20 protein-coding genes are annotated in these 23,088 nt (G+C 36.8%); 8 read left to right on the plus strand and 12 right to left on the minus strand.

Going from position 1 to position 23,088, the window contains the following annotated elements; translation table 11 throughout:
• Nucleotide 1 precedes the first annotated feature (1 nt).
• Both ispF and EO244_RS01930 read left to right on the plus strand, forming a co-directional pair.
• Complete coding sequence (gene ispF, locus EO244_RS01925; protein WP_129252387.1) at nucleotides 2-481, plus strand: 2-C-methyl-D-erythritol 2,4-cyclodiphosphate synthase; 480 nt, start codon at nucleotides 2-4, stop codon at nucleotides 479-481.
• A gap of 102 nt (nucleotides 482-583) precedes the next feature.
• Nucleotides 584-943, plus strand: a complete 360-nt coding sequence (locus EO244_RS01930; RefSeq protein WP_129252389.1) for a CoA-binding protein — start codon at nucleotides 584-586, stop codon at nucleotides 941-943.
• Nucleotides 944-952: 9 nt separating this feature from the next.
• On the opposite strand, the gene EO244_RS01935 is transcribed toward EO244_RS01930, so the two are convergent.
• Nucleotides 953-1,276, minus strand: a complete 324-nt coding sequence (locus EO244_RS01935; RefSeq protein WP_129252390.1) for a thioredoxin family protein — start codon at nucleotides 1,274-1,276, stop codon at nucleotides 953-955.
• A 348-nt stretch (nucleotides 1,277-1,624) separates the two neighbouring features.
• Here EO244_RS01935 and EO244_RS01940 point away from each other — a divergent pair, with 348 nt between their 5' ends.
• The 4 genes from EO244_RS01940 (at nucleotide 1,625) to EO244_RS01955 (ending at nucleotide 4,720) form a co-directional block, all read left to right on the plus strand.
• Nucleotides 1,625-2,215: a LemA family protein gene (locus EO244_RS01940; protein WP_129252392.1), complete on the plus strand. Its 591-nt coding sequence runs from the start codon at nucleotides 1,625-1,627 to the stop codon at nucleotides 2,213-2,215.
• A gap of 80 nt (nucleotides 2,216-2,295) precedes the next feature.
• Entirely contained in the window at nucleotides 2,296-2,739 is a 444-nt protein-coding gene (locus tag EO244_RS01945; RefSeq protein ID WP_129252394.1) for a TPM domain-containing protein, read from the plus strand.
• 11 nt (nucleotides 2,740-2,750) lie between these two features.
• Nucleotides 2,751-3,575, plus strand: a complete 825-nt coding sequence (locus EO244_RS01950; protein WP_129252395.1) for a TPM domain-containing protein — start codon at nucleotides 2,751-2,753, stop codon at nucleotides 3,573-3,575.
• A 29-nt stretch (nucleotides 3,576-3,604) separates the two neighbouring features.
• Nucleotides 3,605-4,720 (plus strand): CapA family protein, encoded by a 1,116-nt coding sequence (locus tag EO244_RS01955; protein ID WP_129252397.1) that lies wholly within the window; start codon nucleotides 3,605-3,607, stop codon nucleotides 4,718-4,720.
• A 119-nt stretch (nucleotides 4,721-4,839) separates the two neighbouring features.
• Here the strand turns inward: EO244_RS01955 and EO244_RS01960 are convergent, their stop codons facing one another.
• The 4 genes from EO244_RS01960 to EO244_RS01975 form a co-directional block, all read right to left on the minus strand.
• Nucleotides 4,840-5,679 (minus strand): zinc ribbon domain-containing protein, encoded by an 840-nt coding sequence (locus tag EO244_RS01960; protein WP_129252400.1) that lies wholly within the window; start codon nucleotides 5,677-5,679, stop codon nucleotides 4,840-4,842.
• 4 nt (nucleotides 5,680-5,683) lie between these two features.
• Complete coding sequence (locus tag EO244_RS01965; protein WP_206734443.1) at nucleotides 5,684-6,802, minus strand: Nif3-like dinuclear metal center hexameric protein; 1,119 nt, start codon at nucleotides 6,800-6,802, stop codon at nucleotides 5,684-5,686.
• Nucleotides 6,803-6,816: 14 nt separating this feature from the next.
• Complete coding sequence (locus EO244_RS01970; protein ID WP_129252402.1) at nucleotides 6,817-7,152, minus strand: MerR family transcriptional regulator; 336 nt, start codon at nucleotides 7,150-7,152, stop codon at nucleotides 6,817-6,819.
• A gap of 129 nt (nucleotides 7,153-7,281) precedes the next feature.
• Nucleotides 7,282-8,250, minus strand: coding sequence for a M23 family metallopeptidase (locus EO244_RS01975; protein ID WP_129252403.1), 969 nt, complete (start codon nucleotides 8,248-8,250; stop codon nucleotides 7,282-7,284).
• Between the two features lie 130 nt (nucleotides 8,251-8,380).
• On the opposite strand from EO244_RS01975, the gene alaS reads away from it, so the two are divergent.
• The gene (gene alaS, locus EO244_RS01980; RefSeq protein WP_129252405.1) at nucleotides 8,381-11,014 is read left to right on the plus strand and encodes an alanine--tRNA ligase; all 2,634 of its coding nucleotides are present in this window, start codon (nucleotides 8,381-8,383) and stop codon (nucleotides 11,012-11,014) included.
• A gap of 93 nt (nucleotides 11,015-11,107) precedes the next feature.
• Here alaS and EO244_RS01985 read toward each other — a convergent pair whose 3' ends face one another.
• From EO244_RS01985 to EO244_RS02010, 6 genes are all read right to left on the minus strand, one after another.
• On the minus strand, nucleotides 11,108-12,520 hold the full coding sequence (locus EO244_RS01985; RefSeq protein WP_129252407.1) for a P-loop NTPase fold protein: 1,413 nt from the start codon (nucleotides 12,518-12,520) through the stop codon (nucleotides 11,108-11,110).
• A 420-nt stretch (nucleotides 12,521-12,940) separates the two neighbouring features.
• Nucleotides 12,941-13,726, minus strand: coding sequence for a cytochrome c biogenesis protein CcsA (gene ccsA / locus EO244_RS01990; protein ID WP_129252408.1), 786 nt, complete (start codon nucleotides 13,724-13,726; stop codon nucleotides 12,941-12,943).
• Nucleotides 13,727-13,794: 68 nt separating this feature from the next.
• A complete protein-coding gene (locus EO244_RS01995; protein WP_129252410.1) occupies nucleotides 13,795-15,021 on the minus strand; it encodes a cytochrome c biogenesis protein ResB in 1,227 nt (408 codons plus the stop codon).
• Nucleotides 15,022-15,183: 162 nt separating this feature from the next.
• Entirely contained in the window at nucleotides 15,184-16,695 is a 1,512-nt protein-coding gene (nrfA, locus tag EO244_RS02000) for an ammonia-forming cytochrome c nitrite reductase (RefSeq protein ID WP_129252412.1), read from the minus strand.
• Between the two features lie 18 nt (nucleotides 16,696-16,713).
• Nucleotides 16,714-17,307 (minus strand): cytochrome c nitrite reductase small subunit, encoded by a 594-nt coding sequence (nrfH, locus tag EO244_RS02005; protein WP_129252415.1) that lies wholly within the window; start codon nucleotides 17,305-17,307, stop codon nucleotides 16,714-16,716.
• Between the two features lie 73 nt (nucleotides 17,308-17,380).
• Nucleotides 17,381-18,625, minus strand: coding sequence for an alginate export family protein (locus EO244_RS02010; RefSeq protein WP_129252417.1), 1,245 nt, complete (start codon nucleotides 18,623-18,625; stop codon nucleotides 17,381-17,383).
• Between the two features lie 555 nt (nucleotides 18,626-19,180).
• Between EO244_RS02010 and ccsA (EO244_RS02015) the strand changes: the two genes are divergently transcribed.
• A complete protein-coding gene (gene ccsA / locus EO244_RS02015) occupies nucleotides 19,181-22,237 on the plus strand; it encodes a cytochrome c biogenesis protein CcsA (protein WP_129252419.1) in 3,057 nt (1,018 codons plus the stop codon).
• A 99-nt stretch (nucleotides 22,238-22,336) separates the two neighbouring features.
• Here ccsA (EO244_RS02015) and rlmB read toward each other — a convergent pair whose 3' ends face one another.
• Complete coding sequence (gene rlmB, locus EO244_RS02020; RefSeq protein WP_129252421.1) at nucleotides 22,337-23,080, minus strand: 23S rRNA (guanosine(2251)-2'-O)-methyltransferase RlmB; 744 nt, start codon at nucleotides 23,078-23,080, stop codon at nucleotides 22,337-22,339.
• Nucleotides 23,081-23,088 lie beyond the last annotated feature (8 nt).

Here is a 23,088-nt window from a genome sequence, read left to right on the forward strand (position 1 = left end):
TATGAAAATTAGAGTCGGATTTGGATACGATGTTCACCAATTGGCCGAAGGTGAAGAATTCTGGTTAGGAGGCATTCAATTAAATCATCATAAAGGAAGCCTTGGTCACTCTGACGGCGACGTCTTAATTCATGCCATCTGCGATGCCTTATTGGGCGCTGCAAACATGAGAGATATAGGCTTTCATTTTCCTGACACATCAGCCGAACTGAAAGGTATTGACAGTAAAATATTATTAAAAAAGACTGTTGAGTTAATTGCCCAAAAAGGCTTTACAATCGGTAATATAGATTCAACAATCGCATTGCAAAAACCAAAAATTAATCCTCATATTCCTGAAATGCAAAAAACACTTGCCTCTGTCATGGGAATTGACATCGAAGATTTGGCCATAAAAGCAACTACAACTGAGAAATTGGGTTTTGTCGGTACTGAGGAGGGCGTGTCTGCTTATGCAACTGTTTTGATTCAAAAAATCTAATTATCTTCTTTTTTACAAATCACTTTTCCATTTTTTCGTCTTATGCTAAATGTTTTGTATATTCAACTAGAAACAAAATACTAACTATTAAGCTTCCATAAAATGAAAACAACTCTGGTTATTGGCGCGAGTACCAATACTGAACGCTATTCAAACAAATGCATTAAGCTTTTGACAGAACATAAAATAAAAACTTATGCTATCGGAAATAAAGCCGGAACTGCCTATACAGTAAAAATTGAAACAGGTTTCCCACATTATACTGATATCAACACAGTCGCAATTTACCTATCAGCCAAAAACCAACAGGCTTATTACAACTATGTGATTAGCTTGCAACCCCAACGTATTTTATTCCCTCCCGGAACTGAAAATCATGAGTTCGAAATAAAAGCTCGTGCTAATGGCATCATTACTGAACAAGCATGTCCACTGGTAATGCTTAATGTGGGGACCTATTAAACCACCATTCTAAAACATTAATCCATAAGGTCGGGACAAGCTTTCATCCAACTCTTGAAGACTAATAGTGCGGGATCTTCTGAAAAATTCCTGCCCATTTAAGTAAATGATAAAACTGGGATTGGTATAAAATCCCAATTGTGCAGCAATATCAGGATGTGTAGCCGTATCCACCTGAAAAGCTTTTATTTTAGGATATTCCTCTGTCATCAACTTCATTAATTTTGGTTTTAAAACCTGACAAACGCCACAATTGGGTGATGAGAAATAAACACAAAAAGAAACCTGTTGAGCTTTCAACATTTCAATTTCTCTTAATGATTCAATTTGCATGTTATTAAGATATAATAAAGGGAGATCTTGGTCTCCCTTATAATTTGGAATTTTATTTTTACTCTTAGTCGTTTCAAAATTACAATATAGAAACAACTATCTTGGATCATATTAATATTTCAACTAAAAATAATTTTCAAGCTCTGCCAGCCTGTCATTACAACGACGCTTTTTGTCTACTTATCCAAACAGGCATACATTTTGCCTAATATCTCGCAGTTTCATACCTTTCTCAAAGAAAAAATGTAGATTCATATTGTCGTTCTGATCTTACAAAATCATTAAAAACTATAAAGAATTTGAAACCATTCATTTTAAAATAAAGTAAAAACAAAAATAGATTAACATATGAAAAAATCAGTCATTATCCTTATTGTGGTAGCCCTTATTGCTATCTGGGGAATCAGTAAATCAGTTGGATTTAAGAATAATATGGTAACCATGGACGAGAACGTAAATAGTCAATGGGCACAGGTCGAAAATGTTTATCAACGTCGTTCCGATTTAATTCCTAATTTGGTAAATACCGTAAAGGGTTATGCTACTCACGAAAAGGAAACCCTTACAGGTGTAATTGAAGCGCGTGCAAAAGCCACATCTGTAAATATCACACCAGGCAATTTAAATGCTGCAGGCATGAAACAGTTTCAAGCGGCCCAAGATGGTTTGAGTTCAGCTTTGTCCCGCTTAATGGTAAGTGTTGAACGTTATCCTGAACTAAAGGCTAATCAAAATTTCATGAACTTACAGGCACAACTGGAAGGAACTGAAAATCGTATTGCTGTGGAGCGTAAAAAATTTAACGAAACTTCCAGACAGTATAATATTTACATCCAAAAATTTCCAAATTCATTCTTTGCCGGTCTTTATGGCTATCAAAAGAAAGCTTATTTCGAATCAACTAAAGGCTCTGAGAAAGCACCGGAAGTTAAATTCTAGCATGAGATCATAGCTATATGAGCTGAGTTATCCCAAACACTCAGCTCACATTTCAACATACTCACATCTAATATTACAATATGAAATCAGCTGCCATTTTTTTTAGTAAAGAAGAACAAAAAGCAATAAAAGAAGCCATTGCTGAAGCCGAAACAAATACCTCGGGCGAAATACGTGTTCATATAGAAAACAGTTGTCCTGATGATGTCATGGACAGAGCCGCATATATCTTTGCAAAATTGGAAATGCAAAAAACACAATTGAGAAATGGTGTTCTTTTTTATCTTGCAATTCGCGATCATAAATTCGCAATTTTAGGCGATGCCGGAATTAATGCTAAAGTTTCAGAATCTTTTTGGAATCATACTAAAGAAGAAATCCTCGGTTATTTCAAACAAGGCGAATTTGCCAAAGGCCTTTCTGAAGGCATAAAGATGGCCGGACAACAATTAAAAACCCATTTTCCTTATCAAGCTGATGATGTGAATGAATTAAGTGACGACATCTCATTTGGAGATAACTAAAAACTAAAACAATGAGATATTTTAAACAGATACTATTAATACTAGCTCTGGCAATTTCCAGTTTGTCACAAGCCCAGGAAATTCCTGAAAAACCTAAAAATCAGACTTTGGTTAACGATTTTGCAAATGTTCTTACAAAATCCGAATCCAATGCCTTAGAACAAAAGCTACTTCAATTCTATGCCAATACAGGTAATCAAATCACTCTGGTTACAGTAAAAAGCTTAAATGGTTATGATGCTGCGAGTTTTGCATATGAAATTGGTGAAAAATGGCAAGTCGGTAAAAAGGGCTTTGACAATGGTATCGTCATTCTTTTTAAACCTAAAACTCATGATAGCCGAGGTCAGGTTTTTATTGCTACCGGATATGGTTTGGAAGGTGCAATTCCTGATGCTACCGCCAACGAGATTGTTGACAACGAAATGATTCCCTACTTTAAACAGGGACAGATATACGAAGGAATTAATCAGGCAAGCAATGTGTTAATGGGCTTGGCTAAAGGTGAATTCAATCATAAACAGTATGCAAAACAACACTCACGTTCAGGCAAAGGTGGCTCTTTTGGCTTTTTAATCCCGCTTTTCATTATCCTGATTTTCTCTTTTATTGGACGCTCTCGCTCTCGTGGTCATCACACAATGGGAACAAGTGGAAGCAGTCTTCCATTCTGGATGTTACTGGGTATGATGGGATCTGGGTCACGATCACATGGCAGCTCATTTAGCGATTTTTCGTCCGGATCGGGTGGCTTTGGCGGAGGTAGCAGCTTTGGTGACTTCGGAGGTTTTGGAGGTGGAAGTTTTGGCGGCGGTGGCGCCGGAGGTTCCTGGTAATTAAAAGTTTACTTTACACACATTCTTCTATGAGAGCATCTGTATTTCAAATTCTTTTTTTTCTGATTGCCAGCCAGTCCCTACTTATTGCACAGGAAACTAATGATTCAATTCCTAAACAAGATAACATCATCAACTCAACTGATTCAATTCAGAAAGCAAATAATGAAAAGCTTGTCAGTATTATTGGGGTTGGAGACATCATGCTGGGAACAAATTTTCCGTCTTCCCAATACCTGCCTCCACAGAATGGTGACAATCTAATGAAACCGCTATATCCTTTCCTAAGCGATGCAACTATCAGTTTTGGAAATCTGGAAGGAGCTTTTTCCGATACATTGGCCGTGACAAAAAAATGCCAGGATACAGCGAATTGTTATGCTTTTCGCAGCCCCGATTTTCTTTTTAAACATATTGTTAATGCTGGTTTTGATGTGTTGAGTATGGCCAATAACCATTCGGGAGATCTTGGAGTTCCTGGTAGATTAAACACCATCGAACAGATTGAAAAATCAGGCCTACATCACGTTGGTTTATTGGAATATCCGAGCATCGTCATCGAACGTGATAGTGTTAAATTTGGATTTTGTGCCTTTGCACCTATTAAAGGAACCTGCGATATTAATGATCTTAAGGAAGCTGAGCGAATTGTCAGCTCTCTCAATGATAGATGTGATATTACAGTAGTGTCATTTCATGGCGGAGCCGAAGGATCAAAATACGAGCATCTGACCAGAGAAAGAGAAATATTCCTTGGCGAAGACAGAGGTAATGTTTACGAATTTGCCCGAAAAATGATAGATGCCGGTGCTGATGTTATTTTAGGACATGGTCCGCATGTTTTAAGAGCCATAGATCTTTACAAAGATCGTTTCATTATCTACAGCCTGGGTAATTTTTGTACCTACAGTCGTATGAAGGTATCAGGCATAAATGGATTAGCGCCTATTTTAAAAGTTTTCACCAATAAAAATGGAGAATTCAAAAAAGCTGAAATCATTTCATGCAAACAGATCAAAGGATTAGGCACACGAATTGACCAGCAAAATAAAGCAGTTTTAAAATTACGGGAACTGACTCTAAATGATATTCCTGAAACTAAATTACAAATCAGTGAAGATGGCTTAATCACACCAAGACATTAGACTTTTTCAAGTAGTTGTTCTGAAATAAATTGGCAGAAAATCAAGCTAGTTCAGGACAAGCCAAAAACACAAAAAAGGCCATCGAATATCAATGGCCTTTTTTAATATCTAAATAAAGATTACTCTTTGGTTTTGCGAGCTCTTCTCTTTGGCTTAGCATCAGCAGCTTCAATATCAGCTTGCTCAATACTGTTATCGTAGTCTACGATATAACGGTCAACCAAAATACGACCACAATATTCACAAACGATAATCTTTTTACGTGTACGGATATCCATTTGACGCTGAGGTGGAATTTTATTAAAACAACCGCCACAAGCATCACGATCAACAGTAACAACAGCTAAACCGTTTCGAGCATTACTACGAATACGTGTATAAGCATTAATTAAACGATCCTCAATTTTCGTTCTGTATTCTTCTGATTTGTCACTTAACTTATTTTCTTCAAGCTGAGTTTCTGAAACAATAGCATCCAATTCACTCTTTTTAGCCTCAAGATCAGCCTTCTTATCTGCTAAAACAACTTCTGATTTTTCAATCAGAGTTTTCTTATTAGCAACTTCTACAGTGAATTCTTTAATACGCTTCTCGCATAACTCAATTTCAAGCTTTTGAAATTCAATTTCTTTAGAGATAGAATCAAATTCACGATTATTACGAACGTTAGACTGTTGAGCCTCGTACTTTTTAATCAACAAATCAGCTTCTTTAATCTCTTGTTTCTTCTTAGTGATGGTATCACCAAGCTCACTCACTTCAGTGTTAAGATTACTAATCCTGGTGTCAAGCCCAACAATTTCATCTTCCAAATCCTGAACTTCCAAAGGAAGTTCTCCTCTTAGCGTCTTAATCCTATCAACCTCAGCATCAATACTTTGCATTTCGTATAGTGCACGCAATTTTTCTTCAACTGAAATATCCTTTAAATCTGCAGCTTTTGGATTTTGTGTAGTCATATGTTTACAAATAATTTATTGGATTCGAATTTATCTCTGAGATACGAACGGCAAAGTTAGGGAATTTTTTTGTAACTATCTCATAAAAAATTTCTCTAGTAAACTGTTCACTTTCATAATGTCCGATATCGGCAATGATAAGCTTTCCTTCAGCATCGAAAAATTCGTGATATTTAAAATCTCCGGTAATATAAATATCGGCTTTAGCAGCCTTGGCTTTTCGCAGTAGAAAGCTACCACTTCCTCCACAGAGTGCAACTGTTTTTATTTTATCCCTAACAATCGGGGTATAACGAATCACTCCGCAATGAAACACATCTTTCAATTTTTTCAAGAAAGTTAAGGTATCCATTGGTGTTTCTAATTCGCCAATCATTCCCAAACCAACCTGAGGGTTTTTATTATCTAAAGAATAGATATCATAGGCAACTTCCTCGTACGGATGGGCTCTGTGTAATGCGTTAATAACTTTAGCCTGCAAATGCTTGGGGAAAATCGTTTCGATGCGAGTTTCTGCTTCATAATGCAATTCACCAGTCTTACCAACATAAGGCGTGGCATTCTCATTGGCTCTAAAAGTCCCTTCACCACTTGAATTAAAACTGCAAGAATCATAGTTTCCAATATGCCCGGCTCCGGCCTCAAACAATGACTTACGGAGGTCTTCCGCTTTGTCAGATGGCACATAGGTCACCAGTTTCTTCAAATCTTCACTAAGCGGATCTAAAATTTTACGATTTTTCAAACCCAGAACATCACACATTTTATCACTAACACCACCTTTTACTGAATCCAGATTGGTATGAGCAGAATATATCGCAATATTATTCTGAATGGCTAACATCACTGTGCGTTCCACATAATTGTTACCATTAAATCGCTTCAAACCTTTAAAAACAACCGGATGATGTGAAATAATCAAATTCAGCCCCTTTTCAATGGCTTCCTCAACAACTTCCTCAACCACATCCAAACAAATTAATGCACCGGTTAATTCCCAATCAAAACTCCCGACAATTAATCCTGCATTGTCATAGGACTCCTGATAAGATAAGGGTGCTATATCTTCTATTGCAGCAATTATATCTTTTACTTTCAATTCTATAAAATTTAGGGGTTTCATCCCATTAGGGACTTCTAGATCATCTCTTTCATTTCAAGAAGCAAGTTCTTAATATCCTTAAGTCTTGAAACAACATCAAAATTATTCTGTGTATCTTCTTTATTTTCCTTCAATTTCAGTTTAGCTCCATTGAGGGTCATCCCTCTCTCTTTCACCAAATGATATATTAAATGGAAGTTATCGATATCAGCTTTGGTAAAAAAACGATTGCCTTTTTTGTTCTTTTTGGGCTTAATAATATCAAACTCCTTCTCCCAGTAACGGATATGTGAGGTATTAACCGAAAACATTTCGGCGACTTCTCCGATGGAGTAGTAAAGTTTTTCTATTTTCGTTTCTCGATATGGCACAGCAGATGCGTTTTCAAACTGAATGACAGGAGCTTATTTAATAAGCTTAGACTAAATTAACAAAAAAGTGATACGAAGTTAAATCTTACGAACCACTTTTTTATAGTTGCCGATATCTTTTTGGTGAAACTAATCCATTGTTTGACCAGTGTTCGCAGCGAAGGCGACCATGCTATCATATTCGTCAGCAGTAAGGTCGTTAAAGTAATAATTGATTGGGTTTAAGGTCTTACCCAATTTCCTAACTTCATAATGCAAATGAGGCCCGGTAGATTTCCCTGAATTACCTAAAAAGGCAATCACTTCCCCACGTCTAACTTTTTGACCACGTTTTACGTTGTAGCCATTTAAATGTGCATAAAGTGTTGTATAGCCATAACCATGATCCAAAACCACTGTTTTACCATAACCTTTTATGATTCCAACACTTTTAACCACAGCGTCTCCTGTAGCATAAAGCGGAGTTCCTACCTTACCGGTAAAATCCATTCCATCATGAAATTTTCTTGTCTTATAAATAGGATGAACACGCCAGCCATAACCTGCAGAAATTCGATTGAAGTCTTTGATGGCTATTGGCATGATAGCTGGAATAGCGGCTAAAAGCTTAAACTTATTTTTAACCATCACTTCAACCTCGTCATACGACTTAGTCTGAACATAAATCGATTTTGAGAGCTGATCCAATTTCTTAGATGTTTCAATAACCAAATCCGAATTCTTAAGGTTCTCTAAATCTTCATAACGATTTACACCACCAAAACCAGCTTTTCGAATGTTATTATGAATGGGTTCAGCTTCAAAAATGACACGGTAAATATTATCATCGCGCTGTTCCAAATCGCTTAAAACAACTTGCATCTTGTTAAATTCGTTGTTTAACCTTTCGTAATGCGATAATAATTCCTGATTCTCACGAATAAGAGAACGTTCCTTTGGAGAACCAAAATAGAAGAATAAAACAACAACGATTATGACAGCTAACACCAAACTTGAAGCCACATGTTTTAGAAAATCTAATGCTCGGGTCTTTAAGCTAACTTCAACTTCTTCGTAACTAATAGACTCAGGATTAAACCGATATTTCACTTTTGCCATAGGTTATTATTCTATATTTTTTTAAAAGAAAAACATACATTTTTCTATGCACATGTGAGCAAAATTAAGGAAATAATCTAACTTTGCAAGCTAAGTATCAAAATCCCATCGATTTAAAACATAATACAATATGAATTCTAGCGAACTCAGACAAACCTTTTTGGACTTCTTTGAATCCAAACAACATAAGATCGAATCATCTGCACCTATGGTGATTAAAGATGATCCAACATTGATGTTTACTAATGCTGGAATGAACCAGTTTAAAGACATTTTCCTTGGTAATTCTCCAATCAAATATAATCGTATTGCCAATTCTCAAAAATGTTTACGAGTTTCAGGTAAGCATAATGACTTGGAAGAAGTCGGTCACGATACCTATCACCACACCATGTTCGAAATGTTGGGTAACTGGTCGTTTGGTGACTATTTTAAAAAAGAAGCCATTGATTGGGCCTGGGAACTATTGGTTGATGTTTTGAAACTACCTACCGATCGTCTATACGCCAGTGTGTTTGAAGGCAGTGAAGAAGACAATATGAAACGTGATGATGAAGCAGCTGCTTATTGGGAGAAACACCTGCCTACTGATCACATTATCAATGGAAATAAAAAAGATAACTTTTGGGAGATGGGTGATGTTGGACCATGCGGCCCTTGCTCCGAAATACATATCGATTTAAGAAGTGAAGACGAGAGAAAACGTATCGCGGGAAGAGATCTGATAAATATGGATCACCCTCAGGTTGTTGAAATATGGAATTTGGTTTTCATGCAATTCAACCGTAAAGCGGACGGTTCTCTTGAGGCATTGCCACATCAACATGTTGATACAGGAATGGGATTCGAGCGTCTTTGCATGGCTATGCAAAACAAACAATCGAATTACGATACTGACGTTTTCCAACCGATTATTCAGGCTATTGCCAAAATGAGTGGCAAAACTTATGGTGAAAACGAAGAAGTTGATATCGCTTTGCGCGTTATTGCTGATCATATCAGAACCATTTCTTTTGCTATTACCGACAGTCAATTGCCTTCAAATAATAAAGCGGGTTATGTGATCCGTCGTATTCTTCGTCGTGCGGTACGCTATGGCTACACTTTCCTTGATTTGAAGGAACCTTTTATGTACCGCTTAGTTGAGGTATTGATTGAGGTTATGGGAAAACACTTCCCGGAATTAATCAAACAAAGAGAACTTATTGAGAAGGTGGTAAAGGAAGAAGAGAATTCTTTCCTAAGAACTTTGGCAAACGGTATCAAATTGCTTGACCAGATCATTGAAAAAACCAAAGCTGACGATTTTAAAGTCGTTCAGGGTGAGGTTGCTTTTGAACTTTACGACACTTACGGCTTTCCATTGGATTTAACCGAATTGATTCTTAAGGAAAATGATCTTGTTGTCAACCGCAGAGAATTTAATGAAGCTATGGAAACTCAGAAAAATCGTTCACGTTCGGCTACTGCAATGGAAACCGGCGATTGGATTGAGATTCTGAAAGACGATAAGGAAGAATTTGTCGGTTACGATTACCTTTCAACTGACGTGAAGATTACCCGTTACCGCAAAATGAATATCAAAGGAAAAGATTTATTCCAATTGGTATTCAATATCACACCTTTCTATGGCGAAAGTGGTGGTCAGGTTGGTGACACAGGATATATCGAGGCAAATGGCGAGAAAATCTCAATTGTTGATACTAAAAAAGAAACTGGTTTAATTATACATATCACAAACGAATTACCAAGCGACCCAACATGCACATTCAAAGCTGTTGTAAATGCAGGTAAGCGTGAATTAATTGCCAACAACCATACGGCAACTCACTTGTTGCATGCTGCGCTTCGCGAAGTTTTGGGTGATCATGTTGAGCAAAAAGGCTCATTGGTTAATCCCGATCATTTACGTTTTGACTTTTCTCACTTTCAGAAATTAAGTGAAGAAGAGATTGCAAAAGTTGAAGAAATCGTAAATCACAAAATTCGTGAGAATGCTGTCACCGAAATCAAAAACAACATTCCTATGCAACAAGCTGTTGACTTAGGAGCAATGGCTTTATTCGGTGAGAAATATGGCGATTTGGTTCGTGTTGTGAAACTAAACGAATCGGTTGAACTTTGCGGAGGAACTCACGTTAAAGCAACAGGACAAATCGGTTTATTCAAGATCACATCAGAGGGGGCTATTTCAGCAGGTGTACGTCGTATCGAAGCCATTACAGCTGTAAAAGCAGAGAAGTACATCAACGACAAGTTGAATACACTTAAAGAGATTGAACGTACTTTTAAATCGAGCCAAAATCTTCTGAAAAATATCGAAGCACTAATTTCGGAGAACTCTGAAATGAAGAAAGGTCTTGAGGCATTTGAAAAAGCACAACTTAAGCTTGTGAAAAATGCTTTAAAATCTGAAATATCTGAAACCAAAGGCGTGAACTTCATCAGCAAAAAGATGAATGTGAAATCAGCTGGAGATATTAAAGATATTGCATTCTTATTAAAAACCGAGGTTGAAAATTTGGTGTTTATTGCAGGTGCAGACCTAGATGGCAAAGCCAACCTAACCATCATGTTCTCTGATAACTTGGTCAAGGAATATGATTTGAATGCCGGAGCAATTGTTCGTGAAGCTGCCAAAGAAATCAAAGGTGGTGGCGGTGGCCAGGCATTCTTTGCTTCTGCAGGTGGCAAAGATCCTCAGGGTATCGATGCGGCAATCAGTACAGCTAAGAAAATGATTCTACACAAAATTGAAGGCTAAACCAAGCTGATAATTTTAGACATATAAAAAGCGACTGCCAAAAGGTGGTCGCTTTTGTTCTATACAAAGAATAAAGATCATCTTATCTACTGATCAAGCCTTTAAGTATCTGCTAAAAGTGTTGTATGCTATTACTAATTCATCCTTTAAAACCTGAAGATTCACTGTTTCTCTTACTTCCTCAAAAACAATTTTCTCAATATAATCACCACTCATTTTTGTAACTATTTTCACTCTCATATATCTTGTAGATGATGGACTATCTGGAATCAATATGAAATCATTCTCAAAACGAATCCTTTTTCCAAAATATAATCCAACGCCTATCAATTCTAAAGTATTATTAACACCAATTTCTGCAATATACTTAGTAATAGAAGCAAAATCCACACTCAACCTTTTTAATAAGACTAACAAGCGTGTAAAAGTATTAAGAGTTGTGATTTTAAAGTTCTCCTGCTCTATAAACTCATCAATAATCTCAACATCAAAAGGTTCAATTAATTTCAGTTTATTTCGAACAGACATGCTTGAAATAAGTCCAACGATACGGTCCAACTTAAGTATCTTTTTATCGATACCACAATTCTCAGACAAATGATCAATAACAAAATCTAATGAATCTTTACTGAATGAATACAGGAAAGGTTTACCGCTAATAAACTTAGAAATATACCCATCAAAACTTTCCAAACATCCGTATAGGTGTTTGTAAATAATTTTAACATTATTATAATCAAAAACAGTAATTATTTTATCAAACCCAAACTTGTTACAAGTAGTAGATTCAAACTCTTCATTCAGAATTATTCGATCATCAATATGAGCTGTCACAACATTAAGAATTCGAAATAAGTGCGCAGGATCAAGCCTATCTAAATCATCCACAACTAATATTACCTTTTTTTCTTTTTCTCTTATCCTTCTAATAACCCGACATATTAATTCAGATATCGAATCGAATTCTATAATTCCTTTAGCATCTTCAAAGCTTTTTAAATAATCTTCGATCCTATTTGTTACAGATTTTTCAAATTCAGCTTTTTGGAGTTCATATTTTCTAAGATGACAAAAGCACTTTTTTAAAATTTTAGCAGGAGTTTTAACTGAAGGAACAATTTCTAGAATATCTAATAATATATCCTTACCATTTTGGAATAAGTAGTTTTGAGCATATAAGATTTCATCAAAGAAATCCTCATCATCAACTAATTCATTTCCTAAAAGATGAATAAGAATATCTCTTTTAACTAACTCAAAAACATCCTTATTATCAGCAACCTGATAGTTAACAGGGAAAATTCGAATGGCTTCGTATTCATCTTTGTGTTCTTCAAAAAACTTATTCAGAAAGTATGTTTTCCCATCACCAAATTTTGCTGAAAAGATAATTCTTTCATTATAGCTCAGATGACTATAAAAATCTTGAAGTGGTTTATCGATCGAAATTTCCGTAATATCTGATTCTAGCGAAACAGTTTCAAGTAAAGCGTGGTCTTCAGTCATATGGTTAAGTTTAAATATCTAATCAGATCTAAGGAAGCTAAACTTAACAAAAAAAATCATCTTCATCAAAGCATAAATTAATAAGCTAATCATCGAATACTCCCACTCTGGAAAAGGAGACCTTAGTTATAAATTAGACTTGAATAATTCTTGCTTACATTTCTATTTTCTGGGCTTACATATACATTTTCCACACCTACATCTCTACTGCTTCTATCTACATTTGGCTTGCTTCGACTTACATCTCTATTGCTTCAGCTTACATTTGGGTTGCTTCCACTTACATTTGTACTGCTTCGGTCTACATGTGGCTTGCTTCCACTTACACTTTCATTCCTTCGACTTACATCTCTATTCCTTCGACCTGTATTTGCACTCCTTCCACCAAATATAGCCACACCAGAATAAATAATCAAAGGATTAAGGCGCTTGGCTATAAGTGTGAACAGAGAACTGAGCAGACGGCAGGTAATTGACTCCAAACCAGCAGACCAAAAGAATAACGAATGCCAAAGCAAGTATCCATAACGAAGATCGAAACTTCGTCGGCATATGGTAGCGGAGATGGATATAGATCAAATAACCCAACCAGGTAATAAGCGCCCAGGTTTCCTTAGGATCCCAAGTCCAATAATGCCCCCAGGCTTCTTTTGCCCATAAAGCACCAAAAAGCAAACCTAAACTCAGAAAAGCAAAGCCCAGATAAACCAAATTGTCAGCCATAAGCAAAACTTTGCGATCAAGGGTTTTAGTATAATGCTGATACAAACCCCGAACAGCAACCAATGATGAAGCCGCTAAAAAAGCATAAGCCGAAATATAAACCACAACATGTGGCACAAACCAAGGGCTCTGAAGAGCCGGCATTAGTGTTTTTGAAAAGTTCTCGGGATGCAAATAATTAATCAACAAAAACAACAGTGATAAGCTTAAGCTGTATAAAAGCATCCAATTGTAACGCCATCGCAAATATGTTATCATACCAATAGCAGGCAAAAAGAAAGCATACCATAAACGGGTTTCTCCCAAAGTCCGCAGAGGAGGGCGTTCCAACTTCACCCACAAAAAGGCGATAAAAATACCTATACTAACAGTTCCTAAAAGAATAAAGAGTCGTTTTAGAAATTCATTTTTGTGACAAATCAGAGCCGATAACCAAAGAAAAAAACTGCTTACTAAAACGAGTATAAAATTAGACCAAATCATGGTTGATGTGTTTATTTGATGATGTGATGATATGATGATGTGAAAAATAAAAAACTGAAGCTGACTAGCTACTCACTAACGCTTTCGCGACCTTTCCAAAACATATAAACTGCCCCAATCATCATCATAAAAATTCCGATATAAACATAGGGTTGCCAGGGATCACGAACCACTTCCAGAATCGACTTATCGGAATAACGCCCCTTCTTTTCATCGTAACTCAGTTGATAAATCTTCCAACCATTTACTGTAACAGATTTATTCACCTCGAGTGTCGCATCTTGTTTTTTTCCATCGGGAGTAAAGAATGTCACCTCTGATGAAAATCGCTTGGGTTCCGGCACCGTCATAACTAAAGAGAATTGCTCATTCAGTTTTAAGGATTCGTGAGGACGATTAAAACTCCCGCATGAGATCCAGCCTTGCAGGGTATCAGCCTGAGGCGATACAACCCGAACTTTAGCTGCCGGAGCTGCACCAAAATCACTTAACTGATAATATCGGTCTCCTGCCCTCCCCGAGGTCATATAAAATTCTTCTACCTTAACTTTCCAGCCTTGCAAACGACAAATCAGATCTTTTTCAATCATAATCATCGATGGCTTTTGAGCTTCGTATAAATCACCTGTTTTATTCTCAACAATAGCCAACTTAGGATGAAACTCATCAATCAGGAAATCCTTCAGTTTAATCGCTAAAGGCATTTCACAATAACGATCCTGATCGTCGTAAGCTCGCCATTCGGTTTTGTTCTCATAAACATCCATTCTCAATCGGCGCAAATCACCTGAGCCCAAACCTCCTGCAAAAATAACAATCCACAAACCCCAATGACTGCAAACAAAACCCCAATTCTTCAACTTGAATGGAACCGTTTTTCTCAAACTCACAAAACCAAGAACAATCAATAAAAACAGATTAATCAGTAAAAAAGGATAAGAACTCGTCATCCGATTTAATCCCAATTGCTGAATCAAGCCATTCTGCTGACTCGGAATCTGAGGCAGAATCCCCATAAGAATCACCATGAAACTTAGAGCAGACACCAAACTTATAGTCAGTGGGATTCCCGACAAAAAGGCATGAATCTTAGTTTTTCTAAACAGAACATGAGCTAGTACGAGTAAAATAAAGAAACTAAGTCCCAGTATTAAATTAAAAGGATAAATCAGTGTTGATTGATTGACAGGAAGGACCAATTCCAATCCAGATCCGATGCACAAAACACCAAATGAAATAATAAAACTTTCAGCATAGCCCCATGGCTGCTGCCAAATCGGTTTCTTGATAGACATATTTAGGTATATAATTAGGCTTAATAAGGTTCTTCGTTCGCTTTATCATGAAAAACATCAGCTCTCATAATAAAAGACTTGAAAGTACGAATAATAATCAAAAGCATAAAAAAATGCTGCCCATTTTAGACAGCATTTTCTATTTCAGTATGCAATAAATAATTAAAGTTTAACCTGGTACCCGCTTTCACGCTTATCAGCTTTCTTTTTCCACTCCGGAAGGATGTTTTTCTTAAACTCTGCTTTTTCTGCTTCCAGTTTCTCCATATCTAAACCAATGAATTTTTGAGCCTTGGCTTTGGTCGAAATATCCGGATAGTCCACTTTTTCATTAAAACCTTTACTGGCAAAAATGCGAGCCAATTCCAATCTTGCTTCCTGAGCACGAACAATACCTGTCGAAATAATTCGGCTAATCTCAGTTGGTGCGTGGAAAGATCCACCATGCGATGCAGCTGCATAATCCCAACGCCATTGTGCATGACGAATCAATTGAAGTACCGGTTTCATAGAAGCCTCATCAGCACCTAAATCCCATGCCTTTTTAGCCTCAACATGAGCACGCACCAATAATTCTTCAAGCTTATCACGATTCTCGATAATTTGATCCTGACGTGTATAAACGTTCTTGATCAACTTTTCAGTTTCCTCACGGTGACAAACCTGACATGAGTTAGCCACGTTATTCAATGGAGATTGAATATGGTGATCTGTAAATTTCTGTCCACCTTCTGATTTGTAAGGCATATGACAGTCAGCACAAGAAACACCACGATCAGCGTGAATACCTTTTAGGTAAACTTCGTAACCAGGATGCTGAGCTTTCAACATAGGTGCTTTACTCAACTTATGTGTCCAATCTTTGAATTCAATCTCATCGTAATAGGCTTCAGCTGACTCAACATCCATCCCCTTATCCCATGGAAAAGTCAAATAATTTGGCTTCTCAGGATTTCTTTTATCAAAATAGTATTCAACATGACACTGAGCACATACTAAAGAACGCATCTCTTGATGAGTCGCTTGATTAATATCCTTCCCTTGGCGTTGGAAAGCTTCTATTAATGCCGGGCGAGTAACTCTCAAATTCATGGTTTTCGCATCGTGACAATCGGCACACCCAATAGGGTTCACAACTTCATGACCTTTGCCTGCCCATTTGCCTTTATAGAATTCGGCTACACCTATTTCGTTCATCAAACGAGGTACATCCGGCGATTTACATGTCCAGCAAGTAGCTGGCATTGGTCCATCATTTTCTGTTTTTGGTCCACCAGTACGTAAGGTGTTCTGTAAGTCTTCGATCGCATAATAGTGACCACGACCTTGATTATAGTCCTTAGAGAAACCATATCCTGCCCAAAGTACAACCAATCGAGGATCAACTTCCAACATATCGATCATCGCATTACCATTGTATTTGCTGTTAAAGCTGGTATCGGCAGTTTTGTAATAAGATTCAAATTCGCGAGGAAAATTCTCTCCCCAAACCTCGTTGCGAGGCTCCCATTGGTCATGCTTAACCTGAGGAGTATAGGCAAAGACAGATTCAGCTCTTCTTTCCATAATTGAAGATGCTAAAATTCCCAAAAGAAAAACAACAATTAGAGAAGCTAAGAAAATAAGCCACCCCAATAAGGGTCTTCTATTTACTGATTCGTTAATAGGCTTCATAGTTTATTTATTTAAGTTTTATTTGGTATCAGTTTCTTTTAAATAATCTTTCATCCAATCCGGAATTGGACTTGAAGGTACGGGTACGCGTGCGTTTGGAACACTCGAAAGGCTATTAACCCTTCCGTGGGGTACTTCTCTATGGCAATCCCAGCACACACGACCTTGTGTATTATGTGTGTGTTGTGGAACTTGTGTTGCCAACTTAGGGTCAGTCAATGTTTGACTGTGACAGCGAATACAGTTGTTATGAACCACTTCGCGCCCTTCTTCCAAAATGAAAATCACTTCCGGTTCCATTCTCAAAGCAAACATAGTCGCATGACGTAAACCATCTTTTGCCTTAAAAAAGTATTTATTAAATACATTATCATGCGGCACATGGCAATCGTTACAGGTAGCCACTTCGCGATGCGAGCTATGCTGATAGGTCGCGTATTGTGGTGCCATAACATGACAATTGACGCATGTTTTAGGATCATCAGACAGGTAAGACAATGCCTTAGACAAATACAGCACATGCACTCCCAACCCGACAAAAGCACCCAAGACAATCATCACCGGAATTCTCCATTTGGGAGGAGGGGTTAATAATCTAAATAGTTTTACCATTGGCTCTTTTATTATATAAATAACTGCTAGTTTCTAATTTTTGATAAATAAAACTCAGAACTCACAGATCTTATTATTTTAGAAAATTAGGTTTAAACACGAGCATCATCCAACCCCAGCACTGGCCTTCACTGGAATCACCTCCTTTTAAGACTTCCATCGAATCGGAAGCAAACATTTGAGAATACCCCAACTTAAACGTTACTGAATTAGAATATTTGTATCCGAAAGACAGATCAAGCTCAGTACCCAAATAGCTATCCTGCTTTTCTCCTGCAGCAATTAAATCTGCCTGTGTTGCAAAACGATGTAAAGTTCCGCCAACAGAAATTTTATCCTTAGTATAAGCTCCGCCAATATATGCATCGACTAAACCAACATTACCTGTGTGATTACCAACATAGAAGTAGTCCATATGACCATTAAATTTATGATTGGTTCCATAAAGAGGTGTGAATGATTTATTATCTCCTGTTGAATTTGAATCGGTTCCGGAAAGAATCTCAAGACCAATATTTCCTTTAAAATTATCGGTTAAAGCATAATCAGCTCCCAAAGAAAAAAGATAGGCATTCAGGTCTCGATCTGTAGCATCCTTCCCCGTTTGAATATAGGCCGATGCGGTTAAACCTAACTTCTCTTTTTTATAATTCACATGAGTACCCAAAGTCTGGCTATAATAAGTTTTCAAGTCAGCTCCATCTTGTTTTTGTAAGCCATTATTCAAGAATAATAAACTGAAATTAAAATCATCATAATTTCTATGATACCAGGCAAACTGCATACTCTTGTAAGACGTTGTGTATAATTGATCTTTTAAGACTTCCATATCATTATTATAAGCCAAACCGATATGCAACTGTCCCTGTTCGTCTGTTTTAAATTTTAATAATGCCAAATCATGACTTCTGGCTTGCTGAGTCCAACCTACATTACCAAAAATTCGTGAATCATCATAAACCAGCTCCTGACGGCCTACTTTTAGTGAAAAATTTTCTGTAAAAAGTAATTCACCCCAAGCCTCATGCAACATCAACTTATTATTATCAGACATATTAAGTTGTGCCACATCGCCCCAGGTTCTAACATCCTGAAGAGACAAACCCACCTTAAACTTAGGGTCAGAATAGTTAAGATTTAAGCGTGTACGCTGTGAAGTGAAAAATGCAGCATCATCGTCTGAATTGAAAAGAGTTTTTAATCCCTTACGATATTCTGTACGTGGACGCATTTCACCCGTAAATTTTAATTGAGCTATTAGTGTATTAGGCAGTAATGCCCCAATAACAACAACCAACAAAAGCAGTAGTTTTTTCATCTGATTATGATTTAGTTTAAAATTTAACCATTGAAAATTCAACACGACAAATAACAACTGGGTAGGAAGCTATATGGCTGAAAATTCAAAAATTTTCACTCTCGATTATTCTTTTAAATTAAAAATTAAAATTTGATTTAAGATTACAATTTAAACAACATTCAATTCAAAACCTAAACCCAATAATCTAGTGTTCAGATTTATAATATTTTTAATATTTGCAATATTACAGAGTATCACGTTATTTGTCAATAATAAAAGACTATTTAAACTTATTATTTTTAAATATTAATACCTTTTTATCTTTTTCTATCATTGATAATCAAGCCTTTTAAAAGAAAGCTCTCTTAAACACACCAATGTTATTTATTTCTGTTCTTAATAATGAATTCAGGAACAACAAGAGTAAGCTATTCTAAACAAGGGGTATTTTACTCGAATTCTCATTTTTTTATGGTCCATTTTATGAAGAAAATATTATCTTCAACACCATAATAATAAAAAGATATTCTCATCCACAATAAGTTTTACTGACTCTATTTCACTCTAAACTGTATGAAAAAATTACTGAATTTTCTTTTCTCAATGCAAATGATGGGCATGCTCATCGCCCTATTTGCTCTCTCGATTGCTGCGGCAACATTTATAGAAAATGATTTTGGTACACAGGCTGCCAAAGCAATTGTTTATAATGCCACATGGTTCGAAATCCTGTTGTTTCTGATCACGGTAAACCTAGCTGCCAATATCTATCGATACAAACTCTACAAAAAAGAGAAATGGTCAATGGGACTTTTTCATGTTGCCTTTATCGTTATTTTGGTAGGATCAGGAATCACCCGATATGTTGGTTACGAAGGCAACATGCATATCAGAGAAGGGAAATCGACCAACCAAATTACAAGTATTGACAGTTATGTAGATATTCTTGTCGAAAAAGATGGACAGCAGGCTTTAAAATCGAAGAAGCTCAATATAAATGCATTCAATTCAGTCAATCTTAATGAAAAACTAAATCTGGATGGAAAATCGGTTCATGTTAAACTTAAGCATTACATTCCTCACGCAACTACAAATTTGATTGAAGAAGCAGGCGGCATGCCCGTAATTAATTTTGTTGCCTCACAAGATAATCAGATGCAAGGCATGCAAAATTTCTATCTGGATTATGACAGTAACAAAACACTTGGAAAAAACTTGCTTTCGTTTGGTCCAAGCGAAACTGAAAAAGCTACCAACTTCTCATATACCGATAGTTTAAGAATAAAAAGCCCCTACCCGATAAAAGAATTAAGTATGATGGGGAATGAATCAGCTGAAATGGAAAGTGGCAAGTGGCATACAATTGCCCCAAGAAAACTTTACCAATTTAATGGCATCCGATTAATCATCAAAAACTTCTACCCTTCTGCCAAATACAAATATGTCAACTCTCAGGATACCAAAGCTTCCAGCATTTTGGTATTTGATGTCAAGAGTGATAAGGAAGAAAAAGAAGTTATTGTAAAAGGGCATCAAGACTATATAGGAGAACCTGAAAGTATCAATCTGAATGGCTTAGCTGTAACCCTGACTTATGGCTCAAAATATATAAACCTTCCTTTTACCATTAAACTCAACGATTTTCAACTTGAACGCTATCCCGGATCTAAAAGTCCTTCTTCATTTGCAAGTGAAGTAACTCTTATCGACAGCTTAAGTTCCATAAAAAAAGATTACCGTATTTATATGAACAACATCTTAAAACATCAAGGCTTTCGTTTTTATCAGTCATCATACGATAGCGACGAAGGTGGAACCATCCTCTCTGTAAATCACGATCAGTGGGGAATGATGGTAACCTATTTCGGATATTTTCTAATGATAGTTGGTATGATATGGTCTTTAATTGCTTCAGGAACACGTTTTAAATACCTAAGTCAACAAAAAAATAAGAGTCTTAAAACCCTTTTAGTCTTAATTCTTGTGCTTGGCGGAAGTGTATCGACCTATGCACAAGCTGAAAAAGCTACAATTGTTCCGATGGAACAAGCCAAGAGTTTTGGAGAATTGGTCGTACAAGACAACAGTGGCCGATTCGAACCTGTTAATACTTTGGCTAGCGAAGTGATTCGTAAAATCAGCAAAAAGAGCCGCATTAATGGTTTAAATGCTGATCAGGTTTTCCTGAGCATGGTTGTTGATCCTCAAAATTGGGAAGAAATGCCCATTATTAAAGTCAGTAATTCAGATCTCATTCGAGAAATTGGAGCCTCAGGCAAATATGCAAGTTTTGCCAACTTTTTAGATGAAAACGGACAATATAAACTATCTAAAAAAGTTCAGGATGCCTATTCCCGAAAACCAGCAGAACGATCAGCTTACGACAAAGAAATTATTTCTGTTGATGAAAGGGTTAACATCAGCTATATGATTTTCTCAGGTGAGTTCCTAAAATTGTTCCCTGATCCTAAGGATAAAAATGTAGCCTGGTATCACCCCAAAGCAAACATCAAAGCTGAAGGTGAAGATTCATTATTCATCAAAAAATCAATTTTGATGTTGAGTCAGGCAATAATGTCCCGAGATTATGATTCTGCTGATATGTATATCAATGGAATTAAAAAATACCAAAACGCCTATGGTAAAGACGTAATGCCATCGGAAACAAAGCTCAAAACAGAAGTTCTTTATAATAAGATCAATATTTTCAAAAAAATATTTCCTTACTATTTACTTATTGGTTTTATTTTGATTTTTGCTTTGGTCGCTCAAATCATTTCACCCAAAATGTCTGTAAAATGGCTGTTTCGAATTGCCTTCGTCATATTAAGTGTCGCCTTTTTGATGCACACCATCGGTTTAGGTGCACGCTGGTACATCTCAGGTCATGCGCCGTGGAGTAATGGTTTTGAATCGATGACCTATGTGGCCTGGGCTTGTCTCCTTGCAGGATTTTTATTCACTCGTAAGTCTAAATTTGCCTTGCCGGCAACATCCATTTTAGCAGGTTTAAGTTTATTTGTGGCACACCTCAGCTGGATGAATCCGGAAGTTACCAACCTGGTCCCTGTTTTGAAATCGTACTGGCTAACCATTCATGTTGCCATCATTACAGGTAGCTATGGTTTTCTTGCCTTAGCTGCACTTCTGGGTATGATCAACCTTTTATTAATGGTTTTAAAAAACACAAAAAACGCTCTCAGAATTGATTCAACCATCACAGAACTCAGTCGAATAAGCGAAATGACAATGATTATTGGACTATATAGTCTAACCATCGGAACAATACTGGGTGGTGTATGGGCCAACGAATCATGGGGACGCTACTGGGGGTGGGATCCTAAAGAAACCTGGGCACTAGTCAGTATTTTAGTTTACAGCTTTGTGCTTCACATGCGCTACATTCCCGGTTTGAAGTCGACTTTTAATTTCAATCTGGCTTCAGTTTGGGCATACAGCTCAATTATCATGACTTACTTTGGTGTGAACTATTACCTTGCAGGGCTTCACTCTTATGCCAAGGGTGATCCAATTCCAATTCCATCATGGGTTTATTATACAGTCGGAATATTAATTGTATTGAGTTCGCTTGCCTATTACAATTACAAAAAATACAAGCAAAAAGCCTAATACAGATTTTCTGATTTAGATATTAAAAAAAGCCATTCGAAACTGATTTCGAATGGCTTTCTTGTTGGGTATATTCAACTTAGTCGATGATCTAAGTGTTTATAAATTTCGCTGTCTTACAGCTTCGTAAATCATTAATGAAGCAGCAACCGATACATTTAAAGACTCGATAGCTCCAAGAATTGGAATCTTCACTTGCTCGTCAGCAAGACGCAAAAGTGCCTCATCAATACCAACATCCTCTGATCCCATAATAATGGCTGTTGCCAATGTGAAATCTGCTTCGGTATAAAGATTATCACCCTTTTCAGTAGCAGCAACAATACGAAGCCCCTCTTTCTTTAGATTACGTACCAATGTTTTCAAATTCTGAACACGACAAACAGGTATGTTATACAAAGCTCCAGCCGATGTTTTAATTGCATCAGGTGTTACTTTTGCTGAATTTTTAAATGGAATAACAATGGCTTGAACTCCTGCACACTCAGCAGAACGAGCAATTGCACCAAAATTTCTAACATCAGTAATTTGATCCAAAACCAGAATCAAAGGATTTTTACCTTCAACAATAATTTGTGGTAATACATCCTCAATTTCCTGATATGCGATTGGAGCAATAAGCGCAACAACTCCTTGATTATTTCTTTGATCTAAAGCATTAATCTTTTCAGCCGGAACGAATTGATACTGCACATCCTTTTCGCGAATTAGGTCGAACAATTCATTATATAAAGGTCCGGTAAGGCCCTTACGAATCAAGACTTTCTCTATTTCTTTTCCGCTATTTATAGCTTCCATTGCTGCTCGAATTCCGAACAACATTTCTTGTCTTTGCTTTGCCATTTATCTGC

It is taken from the genome of Ancylomarina salipaludis (genome assembly GCF_004122035.1).
GTDB classification, from domain to species: Bacteria; Bacteroidota; Bacteroidia; order Bacteroidales; family Marinifilaceae; genus Ancylomarina; species Ancylomarina salipaludis.

Excerpts from the sequence above, each read along its gene's own strand:
- ispF (WP_129252387.1), top strand. The coding sequence starts at position 2 with ATGAAAATTAGAGTCGGATTTGGATACGATGTTCACCAATTGGCCGAA.
- EO244_RS01930 (WP_129252389.1), top strand. The coding sequence starts at position 584 with ATGAAAACAACTCTGGTTATTGGCGCGAGTACCAATACTGAACGCTAT.
- EO244_RS01935 (WP_129252390.1), bottom strand. The coding sequence starts at position 1,276 with ATGCAAATTGAATCATTAAGAGAAATTGAAATGTTGAAAGCTCAACAG.
- EO244_RS01940 (WP_129252392.1), top strand. The coding sequence starts at position 1,625 with ATGAAAAAATCAGTCATTATCCTTATTGTGGTAGCCCTTATTGCTATC.
- EO244_RS01945 (WP_129252394.1), top strand. The coding sequence starts at position 2,296 with ATGAAATCAGCTGCCATTTTTTTTAGTAAAGAAGAACAAAAAGCAATA.
- EO244_RS01950 (WP_129252395.1), top strand. The coding sequence starts at position 2,751 with ATGAGATATTTTAAACAGATACTATTAATACTAGCTCTGGCAATTTCC.
- EO244_RS01955 (WP_129252397.1), top strand. The coding sequence starts at position 3,605 with ATGAGAGCATCTGTATTTCAAATTCTTTTTTTTCTGATTGCCAGCCAG.
- EO244_RS01960 (WP_129252400.1), bottom strand. The coding sequence starts at position 5,679 with ATGACTACACAAAATCCAAAAGCTGCAGATTTAAAGGATATTTCAGTT.
- EO244_RS01965 (WP_206734443.1), bottom strand. The coding sequence starts at position 6,802 with ATGAAACCCCTAAATTTTATAGAATTGAAAGTAAAAGATATAATTGCT.
- EO244_RS01975 (WP_129252403.1), bottom strand. The coding sequence starts at position 8,250 with ATGGCAAAAGTGAAATATCGGTTTAATCCTGAGTCTATTAGTTACGAA.
- alaS (WP_129252405.1), top strand. The coding sequence starts at position 8,381 with ATGAATTCTAGCGAACTCAGACAAACCTTTTTGGACTTCTTTGAATCC.
- EO244_RS01985 (WP_129252407.1), bottom strand. The coding sequence starts at position 12,520 with ATGACTGAAGACCACGCTTTACTTGAAACTGTTTCGCTAGAATCAGAT.
- ccsA (WP_129252408.1), bottom strand. The coding sequence starts at position 13,726 with ATGATTTGGTCTAATTTTATACTCGTTTTAGTAAGCAGTTTTTTTCTT.
- EO244_RS01995 (WP_129252410.1), bottom strand. The coding sequence starts at position 15,021 with ATGTCTATCAAGAAACCGATTTGGCAGCAGCCATGGGGCTATGCTGAA.
- nrfA (WP_129252412.1), bottom strand. The coding sequence starts at position 16,695 with ATGAAGCCTATTAACGAATCAGTAAATAGAAGACCCTTATTGGGGTGG.
- nrfH (WP_129252415.1), bottom strand. The coding sequence starts at position 17,307 with ATGGTAAAACTATTTAGATTATTAACCCCTCCTCCCAAATGGAGAATT.
- EO244_RS02010 (WP_129252417.1), bottom strand. The coding sequence starts at position 18,625 with ATGAAAAAACTACTGCTTTTGTTGGTTGTTGTTATTGGGGCATTACTG.
- ccsA (WP_129252419.1), top strand. The coding sequence starts at position 19,181 with ATGAAAAAATTACTGAATTTTCTTTTCTCAATGCAAATGATGGGCATG.
- rlmB (WP_129252421.1), bottom strand. The coding sequence starts at position 23,080 with ATGGCAAAGCAAAGACAAGAAATGTTGTTCGGAATTCGAGCAGCAATG.